The organism is Bradyrhizobium sp. WD16, assembly GCF_024181725.1.
Taxonomy (GTDB): domain Bacteria; phylum Pseudomonadota; class Alphaproteobacteria; order Rhizobiales; family Xanthobacteraceae; genus Bradyrhizobium_A.
Genome location: NZ_CP028908.1, coordinates 1 through 24,409 on the forward strand (window position 1 = coordinate 1; position 24,409 = coordinate 24,409).

Genomic DNA, 24,409 nt, shown 5'->3' on the forward strand with positions numbered 1-24,409 from the left:
GTGATTTTGGATCTGACGCTCGTTCGAAGAACTCGCTGCAATACTGAAACGAGCGTCAGATCCACCACACTAGCGTGGCTTATGTCTCGCAATTGCCTAGGAGAGGCTTGCCGCGAAGGCATAGGCAATTGCGAGACGCCACACTAGGGTCCTTGGAACAAGATGCGAGGCGTGGGGCGCGCAAGCCGCTGCATTTCCCGACGGCCGCGATTGCTTTATGGTGGTATGTCGAGCCACCGGCCGATTGCCGCCCGCGATTTCGGTGCAATGCCGCCGTCCTCGCCGAGGCCAACCTGATCAAGGCGCACAAGGCTCGGCAAGCGCCCGCAGACAACATTCGAAATCACTGCGGCCGGCCGCGATGCCGTCGCGCGCGCTCAACATCAAGGAAATGGAGGTCGGTTGAAATGAAAAATGCCGCTCTCATTGGCTGGGACCGGCGCGGAACCGATGCGGAATCTTCGAGGTCGAGATCAACCACATCGTCCAAGCGAGGGCCGATGTAATATCTTCGCCGAGCCCAACCTCGAAAGCGGCTACACACCTATCGCAGTTCGGCCGAAAGCCCGCTTCCACAATCCGCGTACGATCGCAAGCGTATCGAGCGTGCGAATCTCCTGCGAGTAGTCTCCGGTATAGAGCTTCACGATCAGGCGATCACGTGGTGCCGCATCCAGTTCGTGCGTGAACCGAATCGAGGCCTTCCGCGCCGCCTCTCTGGTAATGCTCTCGATGCGGGACGGGAGAGGAGGAAACCCGGCCGCTTCGATGAGGATCTTGTCGCCGACGGAAAGCTGCTCGTCCTGCAAAATCTCCAGAGTGCCGGATTCCAGCGACATGCTGATGAGCCGTCCCGGAACACGTCCCCGATCGGACCGTGCGCTGGCCGGTTCACCAATAGAGAACGCCACTACCGGTACGCGAGGCTTCTCGAAACAAATGAGGGCAGCGATCACGAGCAGCACGACGTTTGCTCCTGCCCAATACATGGCGACGACCGAAAACTCGCCCTTGCGTATGATCGACCATTCGGGAACGATGTTGATGATGACGCCGAGCACGGTGAGCGTGACTAACACCGCGATGCAGGCAAATGTGTACCCGTCAAAATAACCCTGGCCGGCCCCGCTGCCTTTTGGGGTGACCCTGAAGGGGGCTCCGAACGGCTTGATCAGGGCCATGATCACCGTGGGCAGCAGGCGAAACGTGGCAAACACACCGACTGCGTTCGACACGACCGGCAAATATCGCGACGGCGTGATCCATTTCATGAGGAGGAAGTAGGCCAGCAGGACTGGCATCTGATAGTAGATGATGTCTTCGGTCGAGGTGAAAAAGAGCGGAGCAACTCCGGTCCAGAGAAAGACAATGGGAACTATCAGGAGGCAGAAGCGGACGATGTACTGGATCAGCCAACTCGTCGGCATGAACATGATGCGCTGTAGGAGAGTCAGGCCGGGCCCATGGACGGGGCCATTTTTCACGAACAGGCTCTGGATTCCGCCGAGGCACCAGCGGCTGCGCTGGATGAAATAGCCCCTGAGATTCTCCGCGGCCAGACCCATCGACAGCCGCTCGTTCAAATAGCGTGTTTTGTAGCCCTTGTTCAGCATTTCAAGCGTCGTGAGCAGGTCCTCGGTGACGGACTCGGTGGGAATGCCTCCGATCGCCTCGATCGCTCGTCTGCGAATGATCGAGCACGAACCGCAACAGAAGGCGACGTCCCACGCGTCCCGGCTCGCCGCCATCTCGTCGAAGAACAGTCGCTGCTCGTCCGGCCAGACGCGCTCAATGCTAAGATTCGACTGGATGGGATCCTTGTTGAAGAAGTGCTGCGGTGTCTGCACAATGCCGATTGTTGGGTCGCGAAAGAACGGTGTCGTCCGGCGGAGAAATTGCCGGTAGGGGATGAAGTCGGCATCGAAGATCGCGACGAATTCGCCGGACGAAATTCCCAGGCCATGGTTCAGATTTCCGGCTTTTGCGTGTGAATTGTCCGGCCGAGCCACGTAGATGGCACGCTTCTCCTCGCAAAAGTCCTTCAGCCAATCCCTTTGCTTGTCGTCAAGCACATAGACCCTGAATTTGCCCTTCGGATAATCGAGCGCGAGAGATCCGACGATGGTGCGTTCCAGCACGTCGATGGGCTCGTCATACGTTGGGATAAGGACGTCGATGGTCGGCCACTCTTCCTGTGGCTGCGCCGTGAATGCCGCCTGCAGCCGGTCAGCTTCGGCGCTGCGTTCGCAGTAACGGCTCACGATGAGGAGAAAGAGCGCAATCTCGACAAATGCCAGGAGTTCGATGACAAAAAGAAACCATACCCAGTAGAATGTCAGGCCGCCATGGGGATAGGGCAGGACGGTGTCGTGAAAGCGCCACCAAAGATACCGCAGCGAGACCAGCAGCACAAAAGTGCATGTGATCGTCCGCACCCAGGTGCGCTGGCGCGGCGAATTCAGGACAAAAATGAAGAAGATCGCCGCAACCAGCAGCGCCGGGCCGAGTGGTTCTAGGTAATACTGAACCATATCGACCTCAACCAACGCACGATCGGGAGCGAGCGGGTCTTGAACCGGACCTGGACGGAACGCCCGACCTGGCAGAAGTTTGGATAATCGGAATTCAGCGCCGATTGAGGAAGGCCGACGCGGATACGTGCGTCCTTGCCGCGGCTCTGCGGAGGTTTCGCCGCAAGCACCACATCGTCGACCACCGCCGCGCTGCCGCGCACCGACAGGACCTTGCCCTCGAGCACATCGGAGCGACCGAACAGCCGGATCTGCGCCTCGCGTCCGGGGTAGATCTGGTCGTAATCGACTTCCGCTACGAGAATGTCGACGAACAGGTCGCGGCAGTCCAGCACCTGCATAAGCTCATTGCCCGCGATGACGTGGGAGCCCTCGACCACATTGTTGCGCCAAACGACCCCGTCGAACGGGATTCGTAGATTCACGTATCCCAATGTCCGGTTGCGTTCGTGTTCTTCCTCTTGCTGCGTGGAAAGCTGGACGATGCGGGCTTTGAGGTCTCGCTCGCTGAATTCCAATTCGGCAAGCTGGATGGAGATCTCGTCGATCCGCTGCTGGGAGTAGGGCACATCATTGCGACCCTCGCCGATGAAGATACCTTTCCTTACGGAATCGAGCTGCAGGGTCAGTCTGTCCAGTTCCATATCGGCGATAGTGCGTGCGTTTTCGGCGCCGACAGAGGCTGCCCGCGCCTGTTCGACCACGGATTCGGCCACGATACCTGTCACCCCCAGCCGCTGCTTTCTGGTGAGGTCGGACGCGGCCGCCACTCGCTGCGCCATCGCCGTGGTTATTTGTTGACGTCGTATGTCGATTTGCTGGGTCAGATTCTGAATGCTGGCCTGCTGATATTCCAGCCAACGTGTATGAAGCTCCTCACGCAGCGCCATTAGTTGGGTGCGCCGGGCGTCCATGGCCTGGAGCCGCTGCCGTGCCGCCTCGAGCTCTGCGCTCATCTGGACTTCAGCCGTGCGGACGATCTGATCGTTTCGGATGCCCAGCAGTTCAGTTCCTCCCGTCAGGGCGGTCCCGATTTTGGGCGGAGTAACCGTTACAGTGCCGTCAATGGGAGCTGAGATCACCGTGATAAGTGCGTTCACGGTTCCATCAAGACTCGTATAGCCGGTCAGTGTCGGCAGGATCGCAACGACGGCGCCTCCCAACAACAAAATGCCGACTGTGATACGAACGGACCGCCGGTTCCATAAAGCCATAATTCATTATCGACTGATTTAGAGTGGTTCAATTGATTTTGATCAACGTCTGATGGTGCTAATTTTGAATAGTTGGTCCGAACCGAGCGACGGGAAGTCACATGATTTCGACAGCACGGCTTCTGCTGGCTTTTGTGACCATTCTGGGTGGAGCGCTTTGGGCTACTGAGCCTCGCAGCGAGGACAGCGACTATCCCGCCCGCAGGATTACCCTCGTGGTGCCCTGGATCCCGAGCGGTCCGCGCGATGCGGTCGCGCGCGTCATTGCCAGCCACATGTCTCTCCTATTGCGACAGGAAGTGGCGGTGGAGAACATCGTGGGGGCGGCCGGCTTGACCGCTTCGCTGCGTGTAAAGCAGGCTGCGCCGGATGGATATACATTGTTGATGGGAAACACTGGCACCCATGCGGCTGCATCGGCGTTGTACCCTAACCTTGCATACGATCCTCAAATCGATTTCCAACCGATCGGGCTGGTGGCGACCTCGCCGATCATCATCCTTGGGCGAGGGGATTTCCCTGCCGCGGACCTCAACGGGTTCATCAATTACGTGAAGACGAACTCTCACAAGCTCGATGAAGGACATGCGGGCGTCGGTTCCGTTCCGTTTATCGCATGCGGTTGGCTCAATCATGTGCTCCACGCGACTCCGCGCCTTGTCCCGTACGAAAGCGCCACGGCCTTGATGGATGCGGTGGCCCGCGGCCGCATCGATTACACGTGCGATTCGACCATAATTGCAGCGCCTCAAGTCCATGCCGGCAAGGTCAAGGCCTACGCGATCGCCGCGCCGTCGCGCAGCATGACCCTGCCGGATGTCGCGACTACAAAGGAAGGTGGGTTGCCGGAATATGAGTTGTCCGTGTGGTACGCGATGTTCGCCCCGAAGGGGGTCTCAAATATCATCGTGGAAAAGCTCAATGATGCGCTGTCCAGGACGCTGGACGACGAAACGGTGCGCAACCGGCTGATCGAGCTTGGGGGCACTGTTCCTGACCGCAAACAGCGCGGCCCGGAAGCACTGACCGGATTTGTAAGGGACGAGATGAACCTCTGGACAGACCGCATCAAGTCGGAACGTCTCGATGTAAACTAGTGTCCCGTCTCCGAATTACCGTGCGAGGGTGAGGCAAATGAAGCGGTAATTCGGAGACAGGACACTAGTGCGCCAGCTGCTGCGGAATGCGCCGGTCGGTCGCGGCGTCGAACAGGTGCAAATAGGCCTGATCGTAGCGAATCCGAACGGGCGTCCCGCTCGCCGGCGCGTCGCGACCGAAATGCCGCAGACACAGGCGCGTGCCGCAGCTCTCGACATGGAGTTCGGTCTCGGCGCCGAGATGCTCGACATGGCGCACGATCCCCCCGACCGTCGACGCCCCGTCGCCGCCCTCGGCGCGATAGAGCGCCAGGTGCTCGGGCCGCAGCCCGACGACCACCTCATTGGGGGCGTCGGCGTAGCCGGGTGGCAGCGCGATCATGCCGCCGTCCGCGACACGGACGCCGTCCCCGCTGCGCGTTCCGGCGATGAAATTCATGGCCGGAGAGCCGATGAAGCCGGCGACGAAGCGATTGGCCGGACGATCATAAAGACCGAGCGGGGTGTCGACCTGCATGATCTCGCCGCCGTTGAGCAGGGCGATGCGGTCCGCGAGGCTGATCGCCTCGATCTGATCGTGGGTGACATAGATGGTCGTGACCCCGAGGCGCTCCTGCAGGGCCCTGATCTCGACCCGCATCGAGGCACGAAGCTGGGCATCGAGGTTGGACAGCGGCTCATCGAGCAGGAAGGCGACCGGCTCGCGCACGATCGCCCGGCCCATGGCGACCCGCTGGCGCTGGCCGCCCGACAACTCGCGCGGATAGCGGTCGAGATAACGCTCGAGTTCGAGCGCCCTCACCGCCTCGGCGACACGGCGCGCGATCTCCGGTGGCGGCAGCTTCTGCTGTCGCAGACCAAAGGCCAGATTGTCGCGCACCCGCATATGCGGATAGAGCGCATAGGACTGGAACACCATGGCGACATTGCGCGCCTGCGGCGGCCTCGCATTGACGGGCTCACCGTCGAAGGCGACGACGCCGGAGGACACCGGCTCGAGGCCCGCGATGATCCGCAGCAGCGTGGACTTGCCGCAGCCGGAGGGCCCGACCAGCGCCAGGAATTCGCCCTCGCCGATCGACAGGTTGACGTCCCTGAGAATGCGATGGCCGGCGAAGTCCTTGTTGAGGTCGACGATATCGATGCTGGCCATGAAGGTCCGTCCGGTGGCGCGTGTAATAATGAAAAGTGAGTGAGGGCGGCTATTTCACGCCACCCGCGGTCAGACCGCCGACCAGGCGGTTCTGAAAGAACAGCGCAATCAGGTAGACCGGCACGATGCCGGCGAGCGAGGCCACCGCCATCTGTCCGAAATTCACGAAGCGATCCCCCTGAAACAGCGAGATCGCCACCGTCAGGCCGCGAACGCTGTCGTCGTGGGCGAACACCGAGGCGAACAGGAATTCGTTGTAGGCAAGAATCAGACTGACGAGACCGGTGGCCACGAGGCCAGGCGCGAGCAGCGGCAGATGGATGACAAGGAAGGTCTTGAGGAACCCCGCGCCGTCGACCCAGGCCGCCTCGTCGAGTGCCGGCGGAATCCGGCGGACGAAACCGCGCAACAGCCAGTAGGCGACCGGCACATTCATGAAGCCGTAGACCAGGATCATGCCGGCGAAGCTGTTGAGCAGGCCCAGCCATCGCATCAGAAAGAACAACGGCAACAGCGCCACCACCGGCGGCGCGATATAGCTCGACAGCGTCAGCGAACCGAGCCATTCGCCGCTCCGCAGCCGGACCACCGCATAGGTCGCCGGCGCGGCGACCACGAGCGTCAGCACCGCCGACAGGCTCGCGATCACCAGGGAATGACCGATGAACCCGGCGAGATTGATGAATTCGAACGCCTTCCACCAGTTCTCCAGGGTCGGTTTGCTGGTGAAGAACTGACCGAGCAGCACCTCGTCCCGCGTCTTGAAGGTGAGGCTGATCAGGAACGCGACCGGCAGCAGGAAGAAGCCGACATAAAGGCTGACGCCGAGCCACCACAGGACCCGCGCCGCCGCCCGCCGCACCGTCCCCACCCGGGCGGCAATATTCGTCGGCGCGGCGTCGCGCGCATCGCTCCCGCGCGAGCGATCGATGTCCAGGACGGTCACGGTCGTCATATCACATTGCCCTCGATGCGACGGTGAAGCCAGAGCGCGGGCAGGATCGCGATGGAGACGAACGCAGCGAACAGCACCGTCTCGGCGGCGGCGGCCCCGACGTCGAACTCGCGCAGCGCCTTGCGCCAGATGGCAAAGCCGGCCATGTCGGTCGCGTCGCCCGGCCCGCCGAAGGTCAGGATGTAAAGGAGGTCGAAGGTCTTGAATGCCATGATCAGGCGCAGGACGAAGATCGCCAGCAGCAGCGGCGCCGCCAGCGGCAGCTGAATCTTCCGGAACACCGCGCCCTCGCTCGCACCGTCGAGCCGGGCCGCCTCGACCACATCGTCGGGGACCTGGCGCAGCGCGGCATAGGCGAGGATCGCCACGAACGGCGTCCACTGCCACGCGTCTGCAACCATGATCGACAGCAAGGCGAGATGCTCGGTGCCGAGGAAGGACACCGGCGCGTCGACGAGACCGAAGGCCATCAGCTTGCCGTTGACCAGACCGCCGCCGGGTGCCAGCAGAAGCTTCCATGCCACGCCGACCAGCACCGGCGGCGTGATCAGCGGCAGCAGCATGACCGAGCGCACCAGCCGGCCGGCGCGGCGCATGGTCGACAGCAGCAAGGCGAGCCACAAGCCGAGCCACAGTTCGACAAGCGCGACACCGAAGGAGAACAGCGCCGCCCGAAACAGCGACGGCACAAACATCTCGTCGCCGCCGAGCAACAGCCAGCGATAGTTGCTCAAGCCAGTCCAGGCCTTGAACGGCTGGCCGAGGGTCGACTTGGTGAATGAAAGCCCGGCCACATAGACCGCGGGATAGACGGCGAAGGCCGCGAGCCCGAGGGCCAGCGGCAGCAGCATCAGCCACGCGGCCCGCGACCGGCTCGTGCCCGCGCCTGCGGCCCGCAGCGTGAACGATCGGAGGGCCATGTCAGACGAGCAGGCGTTCCCAGGCGCGCTGCGCGGCTTCGAGCCCCGCCTTCGGCTTGCGCTGACCGGCCAGGATCAAGGCAAGCTGCTCGGTCAACGCGTCGAGCAGCCGCGGTGCCTGCGGGACCGTCGGCCACACCAGCGCGCTGCCGAAGGCCGCGGCCGCCGCGCGCTGGACCTTGGGCGCGAAGGATTTGTACTCCGGCGCGTTCAGCGTCGAGTTGCGCGTCGGGTCGATCCCCGAATTGGAGGTCGTCAGCAGCTTCAGGCCGGTCTCGCGCGAGGAAGCCCAGCGGACGAATTCCCATGCGAGGTCCTTCTTCTTCGAGCCGGCCGAGATCGCCCAGCCATAGCCGGCGTCGAGGGCCGCCACCGACGTCTTGTTCCTGCCGCCCACCGGCAGCTGGGTCACGTCCCATTTGTCGATGATCTTCGAATTCTGCGGGTCCTGCGAGCGGACGCCGAGATCGGTCCAGAATTCGAGAAAAGCCACCTTGCCGGACAGGAAGGCGGGTAGCGCCTGATCGAAGGCGGTCTCCGACGGCGTCGGCAAGGCATACGGCGCGACCCGCACCAGCTCCTCGGCCGCCGCGATCGACTCTTCGGACAACAGATCGGGCTGGCCGCCCTTGAGGAAACGCCCGCCGAAGCCCGCCAGGCGATTGGCGTAGCTCGAGACGATGATCACCGGGACCTTGAAGCCGAGCAGCGCTGTGCCGTAGATCCCGTTGCCCTTCTCCTTCTCGGTGACGGTCTTCACCGCCTGATAATAGGCCTCCCACGTCGCCGGAGCCTCGAGGCCGTGGCGCTTGAGAATCTCGGTGTTGTAGAACAGCACGTGGGCGTCGCCGTCGTAGGGCAGGCCCCAGCGGCGCCCGTTGACCAGCGTGTAGGCGTCGTAGATCGAGCCGATGAAATCGTCGGGACGGATCGTCTCCTTGTCCTTCTCGATCCGATCCGTGACGTCGATCACCACCTTGTCGTCGACCAGGGCGCCGATGCTCGTATAGAGATAGTCGTGGACATCGAAATGATTGGCCCCCGACTGCACGTCGAGGGTGGCCTGGGCATGCACCTGGTCATAGGGAATGACCGTGAAGTTCAGGGTGACGCCGGCCTGCTCCTGGAACAGCTTCTTCAGCACTTCGCCGGCGACGGCATGCGGCTGGATGATCGTGAGGTTGAGCTCCTGGCCGGCGAAGGCGCCCGACCGCAGCAGCGGCGACAGCAGCAGCGGGCCGGCGCCCAGGGCAGCGGCCGAGGCCGCCAGCAGGGTGCGGCGGTTCAAGCCGGTCGCCGGTCGTTCAGTTCGCTCGGTCATCGGCCTGCTCCTCATGATCACGTTGCACGCGCAGGCTCCCGTAGCTGCCTCTGCGTCCGCCATCGGCGCAAGCCGCATCGTTCGATCGAGCCGGCTCGGCCCGCCCGGTGAAGGAGACATCCGGCGCTGTGAAGCTTCGCTGGCCGCTGCTCGATTGCACGAGCGAATTGACCAACCGCGTTGCGATCATAGAACTATAGGTTCGGCGATCGCGTCAATTATCGCCGCGCTGAATCGGCAAAATGACAATGCTTCTTCACCCAACCTGTAACTGAAAGGGCGAATCTGCCGCCGATCGCCGCCGACACGAAACTTCTCGCCTACGCTTGCAAGCGCACCGCCCGACGTTGCGCCGCGCGGCATCACGCATTGCCGCTTCTCTGTTGGCACCGCGCCTCAGCTCGGCCGCTGTTCGCGCCGTCGCCGGCCCGCCTCTCGCGCGCCTTTGACCAACAGGAAGGTCCCGCTGCCATTTCCGAAATATCCGTCATCGGGAGCCGTGCGCCGGACAGACGGACCGGATCGGCGGCGACCTCCGGCCCTATCCTCAGGTGATTGATTTCGCTGCAGCCTGGACCGAACCCGCGGATCGCGCAGCAACTTTCGCCATGCCGGATCTTGGCGCGCTTGCCCGATCCCGCACGGCCTCCACAGCTAAAAAAAATCCCTATTAACGATTCGTTGACTCTCGACACGGGGATCAAAACCGATTCGAATGGAACTGATTCGAAGCGAGGGCTCGCTTCGGTCTTCGACGTCGATCTTCGACGTCGAGCTTGGGCTGAGCATTCCGGGGGACAAGCATGGGGCACGCACACGCGACGAGCGCGTGCGTCCAATCCGATTCGATCAAGGGATTGGCGCAGTCGATCGCAAAGCCGGCCTATCACCGCCTGCTGATCGCCGAACCGGCGCTGCGGCGCGCGGTTCCGACCCTGATCATCGCCTTCCTCGTCACCATCTGCATCGGCGCCGTGGTTCAGGTCGTCGACCAGTCGAGGCAGAAGCGCAGCGCCATCAGGCATGATCTCGCCGCCCTCGCCGAGCTGTTGGCCGAGCGGCTCGACCGCCAGGCCGTCGCCCGCACCGATCGCGCCGCGCTCGATCAGCCCGCCGAACGCCTGAACAGCCTGTTGCCCGAACTGGTCCCGGCCTGGGGCATCGCCAGCGGCCGCCGCGTCATCGTCATCGGCGAGGATCGCCGCCTGCTTGCCGACCTGCCGATCAACGTCGGTGTCGAGGACGTCGCCGGCATCCTTCAGACCATGGCGGCGATCAAGCCGGCCGCGGCCGACGGCGACGCCGCGCCGGTCACCGAACTGACGCTGTTCGGCGGCGCCAGCGCGCTCGCCGCCCGGCACCCGGTCCACAGCCTGGGCGGCGAGGTGCTGGTGCTGCAGGAGCAGAACGAGGCGCCGTGGCGCTCGGACGCGGCGCTCAGCATCACGCTGTCGGCGACCACCGGCTTCGTCGTCCTGATCCTCGGCTTCGCCTTCCACTGGCAGTCGACCCGCGCCCGCGAGGGCGACATCATCAACGACGCGGTCCGCAGCCGCATCGACACCGCCCTCAACCGCGGCCGCTGCGGCCTGTGGGACTGGGATCTCTCCCGCGGCCGGATCTTCTGGTCGCAGTCGATGTTCACCCTGCTCGGCCTCGACAGCCGCAGCGACCTGCTCGCCTTCGGCGAGGTCAACGCCCTGGTCAATGCCGACGACATCGACCTGTTCGCCACCGCCAAGGCGCTGGCCGCCGGCGAGACCGATCATATCGACCACGCCTTCCGCATGCGCCATGCCGACGGCCACTGGATCTGGCTGCGGGTGCGCTGCGAGGTCGCCAGCGGCGCCGACGGCGACCTCCATTTGATCGGCATCGCCGTCGACATCACCGAGCAGAAGAGCCTCGCCGAACGGACCATCGAGGCCGACCTGCGGCTGCGCGACGCCATCGAGACCATTCCGGAATCCTTCGTGCTGTGGGACGCCGACAACCGCCTGGTGCTGTGCAACAGCTACTTCCAGCGCCTGCACCAGCTGCCGGATTCGGCGGTGGTGCCGGGCACGCCGGTCGAGACGGTGAGCGAGGTCGGCCGCATGCCGCAGGTGCGCAGCCGGCTGCGCGACACCGACGGGCTGGCGCCGGGCGCCCGCACCTTCGAGGCCCAGCTCGACGACGGCCGCTGGTTCAACATCTCCGAGCGCCGCACCAAGGACGGCGGCACGGTCTCGATCGGCACCGACATCTCCCAGATCAAGCAGCACGAGCAGAAGCTGGTGGAGAACGACCTGCGGCTGCGCGCCACCGTCGACGACCTCAAGCGCACCCAGTCGGCGCTGGAGCGCCAGGCCAGCGAGCTCGCCGAGCTCGCCCGCAACTATGCCGACGAAAAGACCCGGGCCGAGGAAGCGAGCCAGAGCAAGTCCAAGTTCCTCGCCAATATGAGCCACGAGCTGCGCACGCCGCTCAACGCCATCATCGGCTTCTCCGAGATCATGGGGTCCGGCATGTTCGGCACGCTGGGCTCGGACAAGTACCAGGAATACTGCCGCGACATCCTCACCAGCGGCCGCTACCTGCTCGACGTCATCAACGACATCCTCGACATGTCCAAGATCGAGGCCGGCCGCATGACCCTCGACCTCGAGCCGGTCGACCTCGGCCAGACCTTGACGGAATCGCTGCGGGTGGTGTCGGGCCGCGCCCAGGCCAAGCAGCTCGCCCTCACCTCCGAGATCGAAGGCGACATCACCGTCAGCGCCGACCGCCGCGCCATGAAGCAGATCGCCATCAACCTGTTGTCCAACGCGGTCAAGTTCACCCCCGACGGCGGCCGCGTCCATGTCCGCGGCCGCGCGCTCGAGGACCGCGTCGTCCTGATGATCGCCGACACCGGCATCGGCATTCCGAGCCAGTCGCTGTCCCGCCTCGGCCGGCCGTTCGAGCAGGTCGAGAGCCAGCTCACCAGGATCTATCCGGGCTCCGGCCTCGGCCTTGCCATCGCCAAGTCGCTGGCCCGCCTGCACGGCGGCTCGATGCGGCTGAGGTCGTGCATCGACCGCGGCACCGTCGTCTATGTCTCGATCCCGCGCCGCGCGGCCGTTGCCGGGCCGCTGGACGTCGCCGCGGCAGCGTAGCTCATGCCTTGTCCGGGATGACCGATCTCATCTCGTCGACCAGCCACTTCTCGAGAATGCGCAGGTCGGCGCGATCGGCGAGATGCGAGGCGATCCACAGCATCAGATAGCGCTCGCCGGGCACGAAGCCGAATGGCGCGACGATACGCCCCGACTGGATCTCGCTCAACACCAGCATATGCGGCACGACGCCGAGGCCGCAGGCGTTGGATCTGACGCTCGTATCAGCATCGGAGCCGGGCGCGCCTTCGCGAAGCAATCAAGGATTGCGTCCCGCCCGCGCCAGCGCCTGCTTCAGCCGGTCGTATTCCTCGCAACCGTTCGGATAGCAAAGCAGCCGCAGCAACTCGAGATTCTTCTCCGCCCGGGCGAAATCGCCGGTGTCGACGTAGAGTTCGCCCTGATATTCGAGCGCCGGGCGGTGGCTCGGATCGTAGTAGATTGCCTCCTTGTACCACCGCGCCGCCTCGTCATATCGCCTGAGCTTGCGCAGCGAATAGCCCAGCAGATTGTAGAGATCCGCGTGACGCACCGTGGCCGTCAGCGCCAGCAGGTCCGTGGCCGCCTTGTCGTAGTCCCCGGAATAGATCTGCGCCCGGATGACGGAGAGATCCGGCAGATCGGTCGACGGCGCCGTATCCATCGCCATCGTCCGCCCCCCCAAATCGACGAGAGATGCCGACAGCAGCAGCGCCTGCACAACGCCACGCACCGCCCGGCGCCGTCCCCCCCTTGCAAAGCAGCCCTTCCACGCAGCGGCGGCCCGACGTCACCGGCCCTGACGCCGCGTCACGCCGCTGCCGATGCGCCGGCATCTTCGCCCATGGCAGCGAGGATCTGCCGCTTGTAATTGACAAATTCCAGCGACGCGCGGTCACCCGGGCGCGGTAGCGCGATGGCGACCTCCTCGACGATCCGGCCGGGATTGCTGCCCATCACCACCACCTTGTCGCTGAGATAGATCGCTTCGTCGACATCATGGGTGACGAGGATCATGGTCACCTGCTCGACCCGCCAGATCCGCTGCAGCTCGGTCTGGAGATGAACCCGCGTCAGCGCGTCCAGCGCCCCGAGCGGCTCGTCCAGCAGCAGAATTTCCGGGCGTCCCACCAGGCCGCGGGCGATCGCAGCGCGTTGGGCCATGCCGCCGGACAGCTGGTGGGGATAGGCCTGCTCGAAGCCCTTCAGCCCGACCAGGGCGATATGCTCGACTGGCTGGCGCACCAGCGACTCGACCACGCGCAACGCCTGCTGGAAACGACCGATGATCCGATCGACACCGTCGCGTTCCGATCCGGCTTCGGCACGGCGACGTCGCTGCGCCTGCATTTCGCCGCAAAGCTCAAGACCTCGCCGATGCAGTATCGCCGCGCCTTTTCGCAGCTCGCGGTGGCCGGCCGCGGGCCGCGTCGTGCCGCTTGCGATGCCGATTGAGCCGACGCTGACCGGGCGAGACGCCCGCCACCGCTACTTCAAATAGCTGGCGAGGTTGAGACCCTGGATCTTCGAAATCGCCGAATAGGACGCGGTGAGCTGGGCCTGGTAGGTCGACAGCTCCGCCGTGACCGCGGCGACGTCGACCCCGGTCAGATCGCTCGACAGCGTCTCGGCGTAGCTCTTGTAATCGCTCTGGCGCGAACTCGCCGTCTCGATCTGCGACGCCGCGTTGGAGAGCTTCGTCTGTACCGCCGAGGTGGCGTCCAGCGCGGTCTCGGCGACACCGAGCGCGTCGGTGATGGTGCTCGACGACAACGGCGAGGAGCTGTTCGCCACCAGGCGCAGCACCCGCATCACCTGCTCGAAGGCGGCATTGTCGGCGGTGACGCCATAGGACACCGTCTGCTGGTCGGAAACGCGGACCGAGGCGATCTCGCCATCGCCCTGGTAGTAGCTGGTGTCGGCCGTCGTCGCCGACCCGGTGCTCGAGGCATAGGATGACAGGTCGACCGGCGCCGTCGTCGTCCGCGCGCCGCTGAAGACATATTGGCCGTTGTACTGGGTGTTGAGCAGGGAGGCCATCTCGTCCAGCATCTGGCCGGCCGAGTTGATCGCCGAGGCGGATCCGGTGGTGCTGCCGACGGTGGCGGCGCTGAGCTGGCTGCGCAGACTGGTGATGATGTCGGTCATCGAGCCGACCGCCGAATACATCACCTGGACCTTGCTGTCCGCCACCTGTGCGGCGTCGATATAGGACTGCGCCCGGGTGACCGAGACCTGCAGATTGACGATCTGCTGGGACGTCGCGCCGAAGCTGCCGTAATCCTCCGACTTGACGCCGGAGGATTCCTGCACCTGCTTCTCCGCCATCACCGCCTGGGTGCGGAGCGCGCCCGCGATCATCTGCTCGGACTGGGCAAAGGTGGCCACCCGCATCGCCATGGCAGACCTCCTCAGCCCGCCGACTGCACGGCGGTCAACAGCGCCTGGTACATCGCATTGATCGTGGTGATGAGCTGGGTCGCCGCCGAATACTTGTTCTGCAGCGCGCTGAGCCGCGCCGATTCTTCGTCGAGATTGACCCCGGTTTCCGATGAAAGGGAATTGGCATAGGTCGACTGGGTCGTCTGCTTGATGTCGTAGGCGCTCGACGCCGCCGAGGCCTTGGTCGCCACATTGGCGACGATCGACGAGGCGTAGTCGGTGAAGGAGCCGGTGGTGGCGCCGAGACCGCCGGCCGCGGCGAAGTCGGTCGAGCCGGTCAACGCGCCATGGAGCGCATTGGTCAGCGTCGCCGAACCGGCGCTCAGCACCTGGCTGCCAGCGGTGAGGCTCGTCGAGGCGTCGAGCATCGCCGTCGGCAAGGAAGCGCCTCCACTGAGGATATCGCTGCGCACGGCGAGAGAGCCGGCGCCGCTGCCGGTCAGCAGATCGTTGAGGCCGAAATAGTCCGAGAAGCCCTCGCCGCCGCTGCCGACCGCGCTCGACATCTGGTTGATCGAGATCCCGGTGCCCGATGCCGTCGCCTTGATCGAGAGGTGGCCGGCGGCATCGATCGCGGCGGAAACGCCGGAGATGCCGTTGAGTGCGGTCACCAGATCGCCCGCGGTGGCATAGCCGGAGAGATCGAGGTCCTGGTAGGAAACGAGGTTGCCCTTCTGGTCGGCGACGGCGATGCGGACCGTGCCGCTCGCCGACAGCGCCGCCGAGCTGCCAACGCTCGCCGTTCCGGTCAGCGCCGTCGGCGGCGGCACCGACGTGCCCTGGTTGCTGACGGCATTGACCGCGGCTTCGAGCTGGGTCGCAAGCTGGTCGAGCTGCGTCTGCGCCGCCGGCAGCGTCGTATCGCGCAAGGTGATCAACGCGCCGATGCTGCCGGAGGTGATCTGGCCGGTGACGTCGACCCCGTTCACCGTGATCGCGCTGAACCCGCTCGACGAAGACCCGGCCGAATAGGTCGTCGCCGCGGTGACGTTGGCCGCCGCCGCGTAGCTGATCTTGTGGGCATTATTGCCGTCGACCAGCACCTGCCCCGAAGTGGTATAGACCTGGAGATCGCCGTTGGACGCGGTGTAGTAGTTGATATTCATCTTCGAGGCGATGTCCTGCAGCGCGGTGTTGCGCTGGTCCTCGAGATCGGCGGTCGACTGGCCGGATGCCGCCTGCTGCTTGATCGCGGCGTTGAGATCGGCGATCTGCTGCAGGTCGGTGTTGACGCTGCCGACCTGCGAGGCGATGTCCTTGTCGGCATTGCCGCGCAGCTTCTGGATGCTGCCGGAGGTGTCGCGCAGCTGTGTCGCGATATTGTCGAGCGCGCTGACGACGTTGCTCTGCAGCGAAGTGCTGGAGGGCGTCGCCGCGAGCGATGTCAGCGCCGTCTCCAGCGTCGCGATGGCATCGGCGAGCGTCGTTCCGCCGGAGCTCGTACTGCTGGTCGTGCTGCCGTAGAGCTTCTGCAGCTGCGTCAGATAGCTGTTCGCGGTGTCTGCCGAGCCGAGGTCCGAGGTGGCGCCGATCAGGGATTTCAGCAGCAGCTTGTCGACCGCGCCGGAAATCCCGGTCACCGTCACCCCGGTGCCGACCCCGCCCGTGACGCTGGCCTGCTGGGTGGCGGTCTTTTCGGTGTAGCCGGTCGTGTCGGCATTGGAAATGTTCGACGACGCGACGCTGAGCCGGACCTGGGTGGCGGCAAGGCCGCTGAATGCAATGCTCTGGGCGATTTCGAGCGACATCGCCGCCTCCGTGACCGGCTCGATGAAGATGTCAGATCCGCACGCTGGTGCCGCAGGAGATCGCGCCGCGCGCCGCCTGCCGGCCGGAGGCCGCATAGGGCGAGACGCTGGTGATCTGGTCGCGGATCGCCTGCATCACCGCCTCGATGCGGCGGTTGCTGGCCTCCATCGCCGCCCGCAGGCGCAGCACGTTCTCGTCCATGGCGTCGCGCAGCGCGACGATCCGCGCCATCAATTCCTCGCGCAACGCCCGGTCCCGCACGTGGAGCGAGATCCGGCCCCCGGCGCAGTCGGCGACCTGTTTCTCGAACAGATCGGCCAGCCGTGTCTTCTCCTCGACCTGCTTGAGCCGCGACGCCGGCAGGCCCTTGGCGAGCTCGGCATTCTCCTCGGCGACCACCGCGATCAGGCTGTCGATCAGCGCGATGACCGAACGGACGCGCGTGTCGTCGGCGGATGATGCGATTGGGTTCAGATGTCGGCGAGCCTGCAACATGTTCCTTGCTCCTGTCTCAATGTCTGTGGCGCGGACGGCCGCCGGCGGCCGAGGCGCTGCGTGCGTAGGCGGTCAGCGCGGTCATGGTCGTCATGGCCTGACGCATCTGGTCGTCGAGATGCCCGCATTCGCGCAGCAGTCCTTGCCGCACCGTCTCGATATCGTCGAGCAGCGCCAGCACCCTTGCCGGATCGGTAGCCAGCTCCGGCGCGGCGGCAAGCGTCGTCAGACGCCTGATCCGCACCAGCAGCGCCTCGCCGCGTTCATGATTGTCCGCCATGGTCACCTCACCGCCGAGATCAGGGTGTCGAACATCTTGTTGACCGTCGAGATCACCTGGGACGCCGCCGAATAGGCCTGCTGCGCCGAGATCATGTCGCTGAACTGGCCGCTGGTGTCGGTCTTGCTGCCTTCGAGTTCACCGCCGTAGATCGTGCCGGCGCCGTTGGTGCCGGAGGCCTGCAGGCTGGCGTTGCCGGAATCGCTGGTCGCGGTGTACATCCCGGCGCTGTGCGCCGACAGGCCGTTGGGGTTGGTGAAGGTCGCCACCGCGATCTTGTAGATCGCGATGGTCTCGCCGTTGGAATAGGTCGCCTCCACCGTGCCGTTCTTGCCGATCGCCACGCTGCTCAGCTTGCCGTAGGCGAGACCGTCGGACGTGCTGGTGGCATTGACGCTCGGTGTCGTCGAGCCCGAGGCATATTGCGTCAGGCCGTCGGTCTTGCCGGCGGTGCCGAGGCCGATGGTGATGGTGCTGTCGGCCGCGCCGTCGGTCCAGCCGGTCACCGAGATCGTCGCCGGGCTCGGGCTGGTGCTGGCGAGCGAACCGTCGCTGTTGAAGGTGACGGCGATGGAGCCGCTGGTCGTGCCGGTGGCGACGGTGCTGTCCGAGGCCGACGTCGGATTGGCGAAGCTCGCCGACCAGGTGTTGGTGCCGGTCTTGGTCCAGGTGACCTGGATCGTATTCGAGGTGCCGAGCGAATCGAACGCCGTGATCGAGCTGGTGAAGGTGTCGCTCGTCGCCGCGTCGGCCGGCAGATTGCCCACGATCGTCGTCTTGGTCGTCGCGCTGCCGCTGGTCGCCGCCGCCTCCGTGTTGATGGTCTCGAGACTGCCGGCCCCGGCGTCGCCGATCACATTGCCGGACGCATCGGTGCGCCAGCCTTCGAGATAATAGCCGCCGTTCTGGAGATAGCCGTTCTTGTCGATGGTGAAGGCGCCGTTGCGGGTATAGTAGGCCGCCCCGCCGGAGGCGGCATCGCTGACCGTGAAGAAGCCGCTGCCCTGGATCGCGACGTCGGTCGCATTGCTGGTCGCCGACAGCAGTCCCTGCTGGTTGATATTCGCCCGGCCCGACACGTTGACGCCGCCGGACGAATAGGACGACGAGGTGCTCGACGCCGTCACCATGTCCTCGAACATCGCCGACGTCGTCTTGTAGGCCGTGGTGTCCGCGTTCGCGATGTTGTCGCTGATCATCGACAGCGCCGTGCTCTGGGCGCTGAGCGCCGAGATCGCGGAGGAGAGTGCACCTGTGAGACTCATGACTGTGCTCCCGTGCTCAGGATGAAACGCCGATGATGTTGCTGGCGCTCACCGAGACGCCGTTGACGATCAGCGCCGGCGTGCTGCTCGACGCGTCGATCCCGGTCACCTTCCCGGTCACGGTGCTGTACTGGTAGACGGAGTTGCCGGCGCTGTCGGTCGCGGTCACCGACATGGTGTACTGGCCGCCGTCGGCGAGCTGGGTGCCGCCGGTGGTCTTGCCGTCCCAGATGAAGGTGTTGGAGCCGGCGTTCCCGGTGCCGCTGCCGCTCCACACCGTGTTGCCCGACGAATCCTTGATCGAGATCGCGACGTCGGACGCCGCCGAGGACAGCGAGTAGCCGTAGGTGGCGGAACTGTCGGTCAGCGTCGCCGTATCGGTCTTCGCCTCGACGGTGTGGCCGATATAGTTGACCGAGTTCAGCGTCACGAGGCTGCTGAACGAGCTCGCCAGCGAGGTCATGCTCGAATTGAGCGACGACTGCTGGTCGTAGGTCGCATACGACGTCAGCTGGTTGATGAAATCGGTCGTGCTGGTGGCATCGAGCGGGTTCTGGTTCTTCAACTCGCTGATCAGCAGATTGAGAAAATCGCTCGAACTCAGGGTGGTGCTCGATGACGTCGAACTCGTGGACGATGTCGACGTGGTCGCGCTGGAGGTGACGGCAGCAACGCTCATGGCGGATCCTCGCGTCTTCCGCCGGGCGTTTCGGCGAAGCACGTTGTTGATGCGAAAGATGTGGTCGTGAAGGTCGTTCGCAGATCAAACGGCCGGCGCGGCCGGATCAGGCGCTGTTTTTCGCTGCGGAAGTATTTGATCGCTCGGCAGATTTTGCCGACTGCGCCATGCGCAGAACGACTCTCGAGCACAGCGCCGGGATCACCTGATCAATGGTGGGATGAGCGGCCGCGGCCGGCCGGCGCGGCTCAGCGGTCTGCCGGCTCGGCCTTCAACGGATAGCCGGGATTGCCGGCGTCGTCGGCCGGCTCCTTCAGCTCACGCGCGGCGGCGGCGATCCTGTCGGCGAGCCCCTTGGGGGCGCGGACCGCCGGCCGGGACAGCGCCCGCCGCAACACCACGGCCTCGTCGAGGAGCCCGCGCGCCTCGGCCGAGCGCGCCAGCAGCTCCGTCGCGGCGGCGAGGTCGGGCTGCGGCCATCGGGAGAGATCCTCCCCGAGCCGGTCGATCAGGTCCGAAAGTCGCGCGAGGTCCATGGGTCCGGGCCGCTCCGCTGCCGTGCGGTCCGTCATAGAGGATTCCGGACACAGCGAGAAACGTTTTCGCCTCAAACCGTGGCAATTGGTTGCCCGGTCGGTCGACCCGGTTCGGCGATCTGTGGAGAAGCCCCGGCGGCAGGCCGGAAACAGCGCCTCTGCGCTCGGCGCGGGAGAAGCAGGCTCCCTCAGCGCCGGGCGCCGACGGCAGCGCCCGGCGGCGGCACGCTGGTGGCCGCCGCCACCGCCTTCCAGGCGTCGCGCAGTTCGGCGATCGCGGCGATGATGCGCCGGTAGTTCTCCCTGGCCTGCGGCCGGCCATACGCCCGGTGCGCCGCCAGGATCAGGGCGTTGTAGGTGGTGAACAGGCGCTCGGCCACCGCCCCACCCCGGTTGCAGTCGAGATGATGGCTCAAGCCCCGCAGGATGGCGGTGGCCCGCGTCAGGTAGTCGTGCCCCTCCTCGAGGCGCCGCGCCTCCTGGCACTCCAGCGCCTTCTGCAGGAAGGTGATCGCGCCGTCGCACAACATCACCACCGCCTTGAGCGGCGGCACCGCGACCGCTGCGCCGCGGTAAGCCTGGTTGGCGCGGAACGCCATTGCATTCTGGTTCATCAGTTGTTGCTCGTGTTCAGCAGGGCCTTGAGATAGGTCAGGGTATTGTTGGCGCTCTGGATCGCCGCCTGATACTTGGCGTACTGGGTCTGCAGCATGGTCTTGTAGCTCGAGGCGTCGGCCTGGATGTCGTCGACCTTGCTCTGCAGTTCGGTGTCGCGGGTTTGCAGACTTTCGATCAGGGTCTGCAGCGAACCGCTGGTGGTTGAGCCGTAGTTCTTGGCGAGCGCGGAGATCTGGGCGGCGAGCCCTGTGGTCGAGCTCACCGTGATCGACTGCGAGCTCGAGCCGGAATAGGTGAAGGCCATGCCGGCATAGACCGTGCCCGACTTGCCGATGATGCTGGTGCCGCTGACGGTGAACATCGAGCTGTCGCCGCCGATCGAGGCCGAGGTCAGGTTGCCGGAGCTGTCGACGGCGACGTCGAGGGTGAAGGACTGCGGCGCCGTGCCGCTATTGATCACCGAGAGCTGGCTCGACGACGTCGTGGTCTGGGCCGCAAGCAGCGTTGTCGCCCCGCTCAGATTGTTGGTCAGCATCGTCGAGAGCGCGCCGGTATCGAGCTCGAGTTCGTTCTTGGCATTGAACGACAGGCCGAGGTCGCTCATGCTCATGCCGCCGACCTGCGAACTCAGCACGCCCTGGAGCTGGTCCATGATGTCGCGCATGGTGCCGTCGCCGAACAGGACGGCGCTCGACGACGCGGTGCCGTCGGAGTTGGTCGACTGATTGCTGAGAACGGTGTCGCGGAAGCTGTTGTAGTTGGTGACGAAGGTCTGCAGCGCGGTCGAGATCTGGCTGGTGTCGGTGCCGATGCTGATATTGAGCGTCGTGCCGCTCGGGGTCGCCTGCAGCAGGTTGAAGGTGACACCGCTCAGCACATCGGCGATGTCGTTGGTGTCGCGGGTCATCGAGATGCCGTCGAGCGTGAAGCTTGCCGACTGCGCCGTCTGCAGGACGCTGGCGAAGGCCCCAGAGGAATCGGTGACGCCGAGCTTGTTGAGGATGTCGTCGCCCGACACGCTCGAGGTGGTGATGTCGGCGGCATCCCTGGTGCCGGTCAGCACCATCTCGTAGCTGCCATTCGAGACCTGCACGATCGAGGCCTGGACGCTGGTGGTCGCGGTCTGGGCGTTGACGGCGTCGACCATGTCCTGCAGCGTCATGCTGCTGGTCACGGTGATGTCGGCGGAGGTGCCGCCGGCGAGGCCGATGGAGAAGGTGCCGGCGTAGCCGAGCGCGCTGGTCTGGCTCGATTGCGACGCGCCGACCACCTTCTGCGCCTGGGCGAGCTGGCTGATCTGCAACGTGTGGTCGCCGGTGGCCGCGCCGTTGCTCACCGACATCGACAGCGCCGAGGCTGCGCTGACGTCGCCGGTCGAGCCGATGGTCGCCGCCCGGGTCGCGAACACGCTGGTCGAGAGCGAATTGACGATCGCGGTCGAGAGCGAGGCGAGCCCCGACGACAGCGTGCCGAGCTGGGTCTGCAGCGTCTGATAGGCCGTGATCTTGGCCTCGTTGCTGGTGATCGTCGTCTGGATCGAGGTCGCGCGGTCGAGCCTGGCATTGACCTGGGTATCGATCAGCGCGGTCCAGTCGACGCTGGACGACGTCGTGGTGCCCGAGGTCGTGACGCTGGTCGACGACGTCGATGACGTCGTGGTGCCGGTCGATGTCGAGGTAACGCTGCTCACGGCCATGATCGGCTATCCGTCGCGATGGGACGCGGGCCGGCGCGCGGCCGGCCCGCCTTGGGAGAGCGCTTAGCCCAGCAGCTTGAGCAGATACTGCGGCATCTGGTTGGCGGCCGATTCCGCCGAGACCGATGCCTGCATCTTGACCTCGGCCGACGACAGCTTCGACTGCTCGGCAGCGATGTCGACGTCCTTGATCGCGGAGTTGGCCGACTGCAGGTTCTGGGTCTGGGTCGAGATCGAATCCGAGGAGAAGTTGAACCGCGACTCCTGGGCGCCAATATTGGCGCGCGCCTTGGACACGGTATCGATCGCGGTATCGAGCGTCGTCAGCGCGGTGGTGGCGCCGGCCTGGGTGCTGACGTCGAGGGTGCCGACGCCGAGCGCCGTGGAGGTCAGGGTGTCGAGCTTGATCTGGATGGTGTCGGTGGCGCTCGAGCCGACGAGGACGTTGGAGCCGGTGGCGAAGGTGCTGGTGCCGTCGAGCAGGCTCTGGCCGCTGTAGCGGGTGCCGGTGGAGATCGAGTCGATCTGGCTGACGAGCTGGGTGAATTCCGAATTGATATAGGCGCGGCTGGCGTCCGTCACCGTGCCGGAGGCCGACTCGGAGGCCAGCGACTTCATGCGGGCGAGGATGTCGGAGATGTTGGAGGCGCCGCCGTCGGCGGTCTGCAGGATGGCGGTCGCCTGCGAGGCGTTGGTGGCGGCCTGCTGCAGCGTCGTCACGTCGGAGGAGATGCGGGTCGAGATGGCGAGGCCGGCGGCATCGTCGGAGGCCGAGGTGATGCGCGAGCCGCTTGAGAGCTTGGACAGCGAGCTCGTTTCCTGGGCGGAGTTGATGTTGAGGTAACGCACCGCGGAATTGGCGGCGGTGTTGGTGGAAATGGCAGGCATTTGGAGACCTCCTGGCGTGATCGGCAGTCGCTGCCGCATCGAAGAAATGGAGACGACGCGGATCCAGCCCCGTCTGTGAACTCAAACGGGGGCACGGCCGCGGATCAGGCGGCGTTCGTCGCGGAGCCGGGACTTATGGTTAGCGGTCGGTAAACGCGCCGCGGATGTCGCGCTCGTGCCGACGCAGCATGTCGCGAAGCTGCTGGCGCCCGCGCTTGAGCAGCGACTCCACCGCCGACACCGTGGTGTCCATCACCTCGGCGATCTCGGCGTTGCTCATGCTCTCGTGATAGGACAGGATGACGGCGATGCGCTGCTGCTCGGGCAGCCGCTGCATCGCCGCTTCCAGCAGGTCCGTCACTTCGTTGCGCTCGATCACGCGGCTGGCGTCCGGCTGGCCGTCGGCCATCTCCGGAACGGCATCGACATTTTCGGTGCGCGGCTTGCGCCGCAGATCGATGCAACGGTTGCTCACCACGCGATAGAGCCAGGTCGAGAATTTGGCGCGGCCATGCTGCCAGCGGCCGCGATGGGTCCAGACCTTGAGCATGGTGTCCTGCACCACGTCCTCGGCATCGGCGCCGTTGCCGACGATGCGCAGCGCGATCGCATAGGCGCGGTCGATATGACGCGCGACCAGGAGGCGGAAGGCGGCTTCGTCATCGGCGGCGAGGCGATCGAGCAGCTCGCGATCTTCGTCGACGATTCCGGCATCGAACGCCACCGCGTCGGGAACGGTGGTGACGGCATCGGCGCACTGCGGCGCAGCCTCGGCCCATGGCGGCGCCGACGGGGTGATCCCGATTTCGGCGGGAACCAGGATATCCAGCGTGCAGCTCATGCCCTCACTCTCCAACCCCTTAGCTCCGCCCCCGCGCGAGACGAGGGCTTCCAGGGCTTCAACGGCCGCAGGCGGACTTCCAGGCGCTGATTTTTCGTTATTTTTCAAATGCTTAGATGGAGTTTTTTGCCCAGCACCCGGCAAAAAATGCCGTCTTGCGCCAGACGGCGCCGGGATCTGCGAAGCTGCGGGGCGTGGACGAAGCACGGCGATCATCGATCTCGAAGGGATGGCCCGGCGCTACCCAAGGCCCTGATGCGACACGCGGAAGGACAGAACGCGCGGCGCGCGATGCGCACCATGAACGATGATTGGAATAACAACCTGAGAGCGAAATTACGAAATATTCGCCCGGCAAAATTTTCCGAATCACCGTTTCGACGTTAGCGCATTTTTTGAATCTGTCAGGCGCATGGGCGGGAATTTGAATCGCGCGCGCCTGCTTTTTTCAAGACGTTGCCGCCGCGCGCCATCACTCTGCGTCATCGCGTTTCTAATTGCGTCTGAAGATTTCCAAACCGCGTGTCGGCGCATAACGAGGCGAGCGACAGCTTGCACGTCATCTCATTCGGTCCCGACATCGTCAGGCAACACTTGGACATATACCGCAACG

The 24,409-nt window shown here is 64.9% G+C and carries 22 protein-coding genes and 1 pseudogene; 3 read left to right on the forward strand and 20 right to left on the reverse strand.

Annotated elements, in window-relative coordinates:
• Positions 1 to 536 precede the first annotated feature (536 nt).
• Entirely contained in the window at positions 537 to 2,531 is a 1,995-nt protein-coding gene (locus DB459_RS00005) for a glycosyltransferase (RefSeq protein ID WP_253713718.1), read from the reverse strand.
• Positions 2,513 to 3,745, reverse strand: a complete 1,233-nt coding sequence (locus DB459_RS00010) for an HlyD family secretion protein (RefSeq protein ID WP_253710533.1) — start codon at positions 3,743 to 3,745, stop codon at positions 2,513 to 2,515. Before DB459_RS00010 ends, DB459_RS00005 begins: the two co-directional genes overlap by 19 nt.
• Before the next feature lie 101 nt (positions 3,746 to 3,846).
• Between DB459_RS00010 and DB459_RS00015 the strand changes: the two genes are divergently transcribed.
• Positions 3,847 to 4,842 (forward strand): tripartite tricarboxylate transporter substrate-binding protein, encoded by a 996-nt coding sequence (locus tag DB459_RS00015; protein WP_253710534.1) that lies wholly within the window; start codon positions 3,847 to 3,849, stop codon positions 4,840 to 4,842.
• Between the two features lie 64 nt (positions 4,843 to 4,906).
• Here the strand turns inward: DB459_RS00015 and DB459_RS00020 are convergent, their stop codons facing one another.
• The 4 genes from DB459_RS00020 to DB459_RS00035 are packed head-to-tail and all read right to left on the reverse strand — an operon-like array spanning position 4,907 to position 9,191.
• On the reverse strand, positions 4,907 to 5,995 hold the full coding sequence (locus tag DB459_RS00020; protein ID WP_253710536.1) for an ABC transporter ATP-binding protein: 1,089 nt from the start codon (positions 5,993 to 5,995) through the stop codon (positions 4,907 to 4,909).
• A 49-nt stretch (positions 5,996 to 6,044) separates the two neighbouring features.
• Complete coding sequence (locus DB459_RS00025; protein WP_253710539.1) at positions 6,045 to 6,950, reverse strand: carbohydrate ABC transporter permease; 906 nt, start codon at positions 6,948 to 6,950, stop codon at positions 6,045 to 6,047.
• Positions 6,947 to 7,870, reverse strand: coding sequence for a carbohydrate ABC transporter permease (locus DB459_RS00030; RefSeq protein WP_253710541.1), 924 nt, complete (start codon positions 7,868 to 7,870; stop codon positions 6,947 to 6,949). The genes DB459_RS00025 and DB459_RS00030 overlap by 4 nt, the downstream gene beginning before the upstream one ends.
• 1 nt (position 7,871) lies before the next feature.
• On the reverse strand, positions 7,872 to 9,191 hold the full coding sequence (locus tag DB459_RS00035; protein WP_253710543.1) for a sugar ABC transporter substrate-binding protein: 1,320 nt from the start codon (positions 9,189 to 9,191) through the stop codon (positions 7,872 to 7,874).
• An 803-nt stretch (positions 9,192 to 9,994) separates the two neighbouring features.
• Between DB459_RS00035 and DB459_RS00040 the strand changes: the two genes are divergently transcribed.
• The gene (locus tag DB459_RS00040; protein WP_253710546.1) at positions 9,995 to 12,328 is read left to right on the forward strand and encodes a PAS domain-containing sensor histidine kinase; all 2,334 of its coding nucleotides are present in this window, start codon (positions 9,995 to 9,997) and stop codon (positions 12,326 to 12,328) included.
• 1 nt (position 12,329) lies between these two features.
• On the opposite strand, the gene DB459_RS00045 is transcribed toward DB459_RS00040, so the two are convergent.
• The 3 genes and pseudogenes from DB459_RS00045 to DB459_RS00055 form a co-directional block, all read right to left on the reverse strand.
• Positions 12,330 to 12,587 (reverse strand): hypothetical protein, encoded by a 258-nt coding sequence (locus DB459_RS00045; protein ID WP_253710548.1) that lies wholly within the window; start codon positions 12,585 to 12,587, stop codon positions 12,330 to 12,332.
• Entirely contained in the window at positions 12,588 to 13,040 is a 453-nt protein-coding gene (locus tag DB459_RS00050) for a tetratricopeptide repeat protein (protein WP_253710551.1), read from the reverse strand.
• 77 nt (positions 13,041 to 13,117) lie between these two features.
• A pseudogene (locus DB459_RS00055) lies at positions 13,118 to 13,537 on the reverse strand (ABC transporter ATP-binding protein); the annotation flags it as partial.
• On the opposite strand from DB459_RS00055, the gene DB459_RS00060 reads away from it, so the two are divergent.
• Entirely contained in the window at positions 13,532 to 13,762 is a 231-nt protein-coding gene (locus DB459_RS00060; RefSeq protein ID WP_253710553.1) for a helix-turn-helix domain-containing protein, read from the forward strand. The pseudogene DB459_RS00055 and the gene DB459_RS00060 overlap by 6 nt on opposite strands.
• Positions 13,763 to 13,795: 33 nt before the next feature.
• Here the strand turns inward: DB459_RS00060 and DB459_RS00065 are convergent, their stop codons facing one another.
• From DB459_RS00065 to DB459_RS00115, 11 genes are all read right to left on the reverse strand, one after another.
• Positions 13,796 to 14,707, reverse strand: coding sequence for a flagellin (locus DB459_RS00065; protein WP_253710555.1), 912 nt, complete (start codon positions 14,705 to 14,707; stop codon positions 13,796 to 13,798).
• Positions 14,708 to 14,718: 11 nt separating this feature from the next.
• A complete protein-coding gene (gene flgK, locus DB459_RS00070; RefSeq protein ID WP_253710558.1) occupies positions 14,719 to 16,497 on the reverse strand; it encodes a flagellar hook-associated protein FlgK in 1,779 nt (592 codons plus the stop codon).
• A 31-nt stretch (positions 16,498 to 16,528) separates the two neighbouring features.
• Positions 16,529 to 16,993: a flagellar protein FlgN gene (locus DB459_RS00075; RefSeq protein WP_253710560.1), complete on the reverse strand. Its 465-nt coding sequence runs from the start codon at positions 16,991 to 16,993 to the stop codon at positions 16,529 to 16,531.
• A gap of 16 nt (positions 16,994 to 17,009) precedes the next feature.
• Positions 17,010 to 17,273, reverse strand: a complete 264-nt coding sequence (locus tag DB459_RS00080; RefSeq protein WP_253710562.1) for a hypothetical protein — start codon at positions 17,271 to 17,273, stop codon at positions 17,010 to 17,012.
• A gap of 2 nt (positions 17,274 to 17,275) precedes the next feature.
• Positions 17,276 to 18,538, reverse strand: coding sequence for a flagellar hook protein FlgE (gene flgE, locus DB459_RS00085; protein ID WP_253710564.1), 1,263 nt, complete (start codon positions 18,536 to 18,538; stop codon positions 17,276 to 17,278).
• Positions 18,539 to 18,554: 16 nt separating this feature from the next.
• Positions 18,555 to 19,217: a flagellar hook assembly protein FlgD gene (locus DB459_RS00090; RefSeq protein ID WP_253710566.1), complete on the reverse strand. Its 663-nt coding sequence runs from the start codon at positions 19,215 to 19,217 to the stop codon at positions 18,555 to 18,557.
• A 248-nt stretch (positions 19,218 to 19,465) separates the two neighbouring features.
• Positions 19,466 to 19,789, reverse strand: coding sequence for a hypothetical protein (locus DB459_RS00095; protein WP_253710569.1), 324 nt, complete (start codon positions 19,787 to 19,789; stop codon positions 19,466 to 19,468).
• A gap of 152 nt (positions 19,790 to 19,941) precedes the next feature.
• Entirely contained in the window at positions 19,942 to 20,367 is a 426-nt protein-coding gene (gene fliS / locus DB459_RS00100) for a flagellar export chaperone FliS (RefSeq protein WP_253710571.1), read from the reverse strand.
• Positions 20,367 to 22,067, reverse strand: a complete 1,701-nt coding sequence (fliD, locus tag DB459_RS00105) for a flagellar filament capping protein FliD (RefSeq protein WP_253710573.1) — start codon at positions 22,065 to 22,067, stop codon at positions 20,367 to 20,369. Before fliD ends, fliS begins: the two co-directional genes overlap by 1 nt.
• A 63-nt stretch (positions 22,068 to 22,130) precedes the next feature.
• Positions 22,131 to 22,955 (reverse strand): flagellin, encoded by an 825-nt coding sequence (locus DB459_RS00110; RefSeq protein WP_253710576.1) that lies wholly within the window; start codon positions 22,953 to 22,955, stop codon positions 22,131 to 22,133.
• Positions 22,956 to 23,094: 139 nt separating this feature from the next.
• Positions 23,095 to 23,796 (reverse strand): RNA polymerase sigma factor, encoded by a 702-nt coding sequence (locus DB459_RS00115; protein WP_253710578.1) that lies wholly within the window; start codon positions 23,794 to 23,796, stop codon positions 23,095 to 23,097.
• Between the last annotated feature and the right edge of the window lie 613 nt (positions 23,797 to 24,409).

Bases quoted from the DNA above. Each gene is read 5' to 3' on its own strand.
- DB459_RS00010 (WP_253710533.1), bottom strand. From the start codon at position 3,745: ATGGCTTTATGGAACCGGCGGTCCGTTCGTATCACAGTCGGCATTTTG.
- DB459_RS00065 (WP_253710555.1), bottom strand. From the start codon at position 14,707: ATGGCGATGCGGGTGGCCACCTTTGCCCAGTCCGAGCAGATGATCGCG.
- DB459_RS00040 (WP_253710546.1), top strand. From the start codon at position 9,995: ATGGGGCACGCACACGCGACGAGCGCGTGCGTCCAATCCGATTCGATC.
- DB459_RS00025 (WP_253710539.1), bottom strand. From the start codon at position 6,950: ATGACGACCGTGACCGTCCTGGACATCGATCGCTCGCGCGGGAGCGAT.
- DB459_RS00035 (WP_253710543.1), bottom strand. From the start codon at position 9,191: ATGACCGAGCGAACTGAACGACCGGCGACCGGCTTGAACCGCCGCACC.
- DB459_RS00020 (WP_253710536.1), bottom strand. From the start codon at position 5,995: ATGGCCAGCATCGATATCGTCGACCTCAACAAGGACTTCGCCGGCCAT.
- fliD (WP_253710573.1), bottom strand. From the start codon at position 22,067: ATGGCCGTGAGCAGCGTTACCTCGACATCGACCGGCACCACGACGTCA.
- flgE (WP_253710564.1), bottom strand. From the start codon at position 18,538: ATGAGTCTCACAGGTGCACTCTCCTCCGCGATCTCGGCGCTCAGCGCC.
- DB459_RS00060 (WP_253710553.1), top strand. From the start codon at position 13,532: ATGCTCGACTGGCTGGCGCACCAGCGACTCGACCACGCGCAACGCCTG.
- DB459_RS00005 (WP_253713718.1), bottom strand. From the start codon at position 2,531: ATGGTTCAGTATTACCTAGAACCACTCGGCCCGGCGCTGCTGGTTGCG.
- DB459_RS00090 (WP_253710566.1), bottom strand. From the start codon at position 19,217: ATGAGCGTTGCTGCCGTCACCTCCAGCGCGACCACGTCGACATCGTCC.
- DB459_RS00115 (WP_253710578.1), bottom strand. From the start codon at position 23,796: ATGAGCTGCACGCTGGATATCCTGGTTCCCGCCGAAATCGGGATCACC.
- flgK (WP_253710558.1), bottom strand. From the start codon at position 16,497: ATGTCGCTCGAAATCGCCCAGAGCATTGCATTCAGCGGCCTTGCCGCC.
- DB459_RS00095 (WP_253710569.1), bottom strand. From the start codon at position 19,789: ATGACGGACCGCACGGCAGCGGAGCGGCCCGGACCCATGGACCTCGCG.
- DB459_RS00015 (WP_253710534.1), top strand. From the start codon at position 3,847: ATGATTTCGACAGCACGGCTTCTGCTGGCTTTTGTGACCATTCTGGGT.
- DB459_RS00110 (WP_253710576.1), bottom strand. From the start codon at position 22,955: ATGCCTGCCATTTCCACCAACACCGCCGCCAATTCCGCGGTGCGTTAC.
- fliS (WP_253710571.1), bottom strand. From the start codon at position 20,367: ATGAACCAGAATGCAATGGCGTTCCGCGCCAACCAGGCTTACCGCGGC.
- DB459_RS00080 (WP_253710562.1), bottom strand. From the start codon at position 17,273: ATGGCGGACAATCATGAACGCGGCGAGGCGCTGCTGGTGCGGATCAGG.
- DB459_RS00075 (WP_253710560.1), bottom strand. From the start codon at position 16,993: ATGTTGCAGGCTCGCCGACATCTGAACCCAATCGCATCATCCGCCGAC.
- DB459_RS00030 (WP_253710541.1), bottom strand. From the start codon at position 7,870: ATGGCCCTCCGATCGTTCACGCTGCGGGCCGCAGGCGCGGGCACGAGC.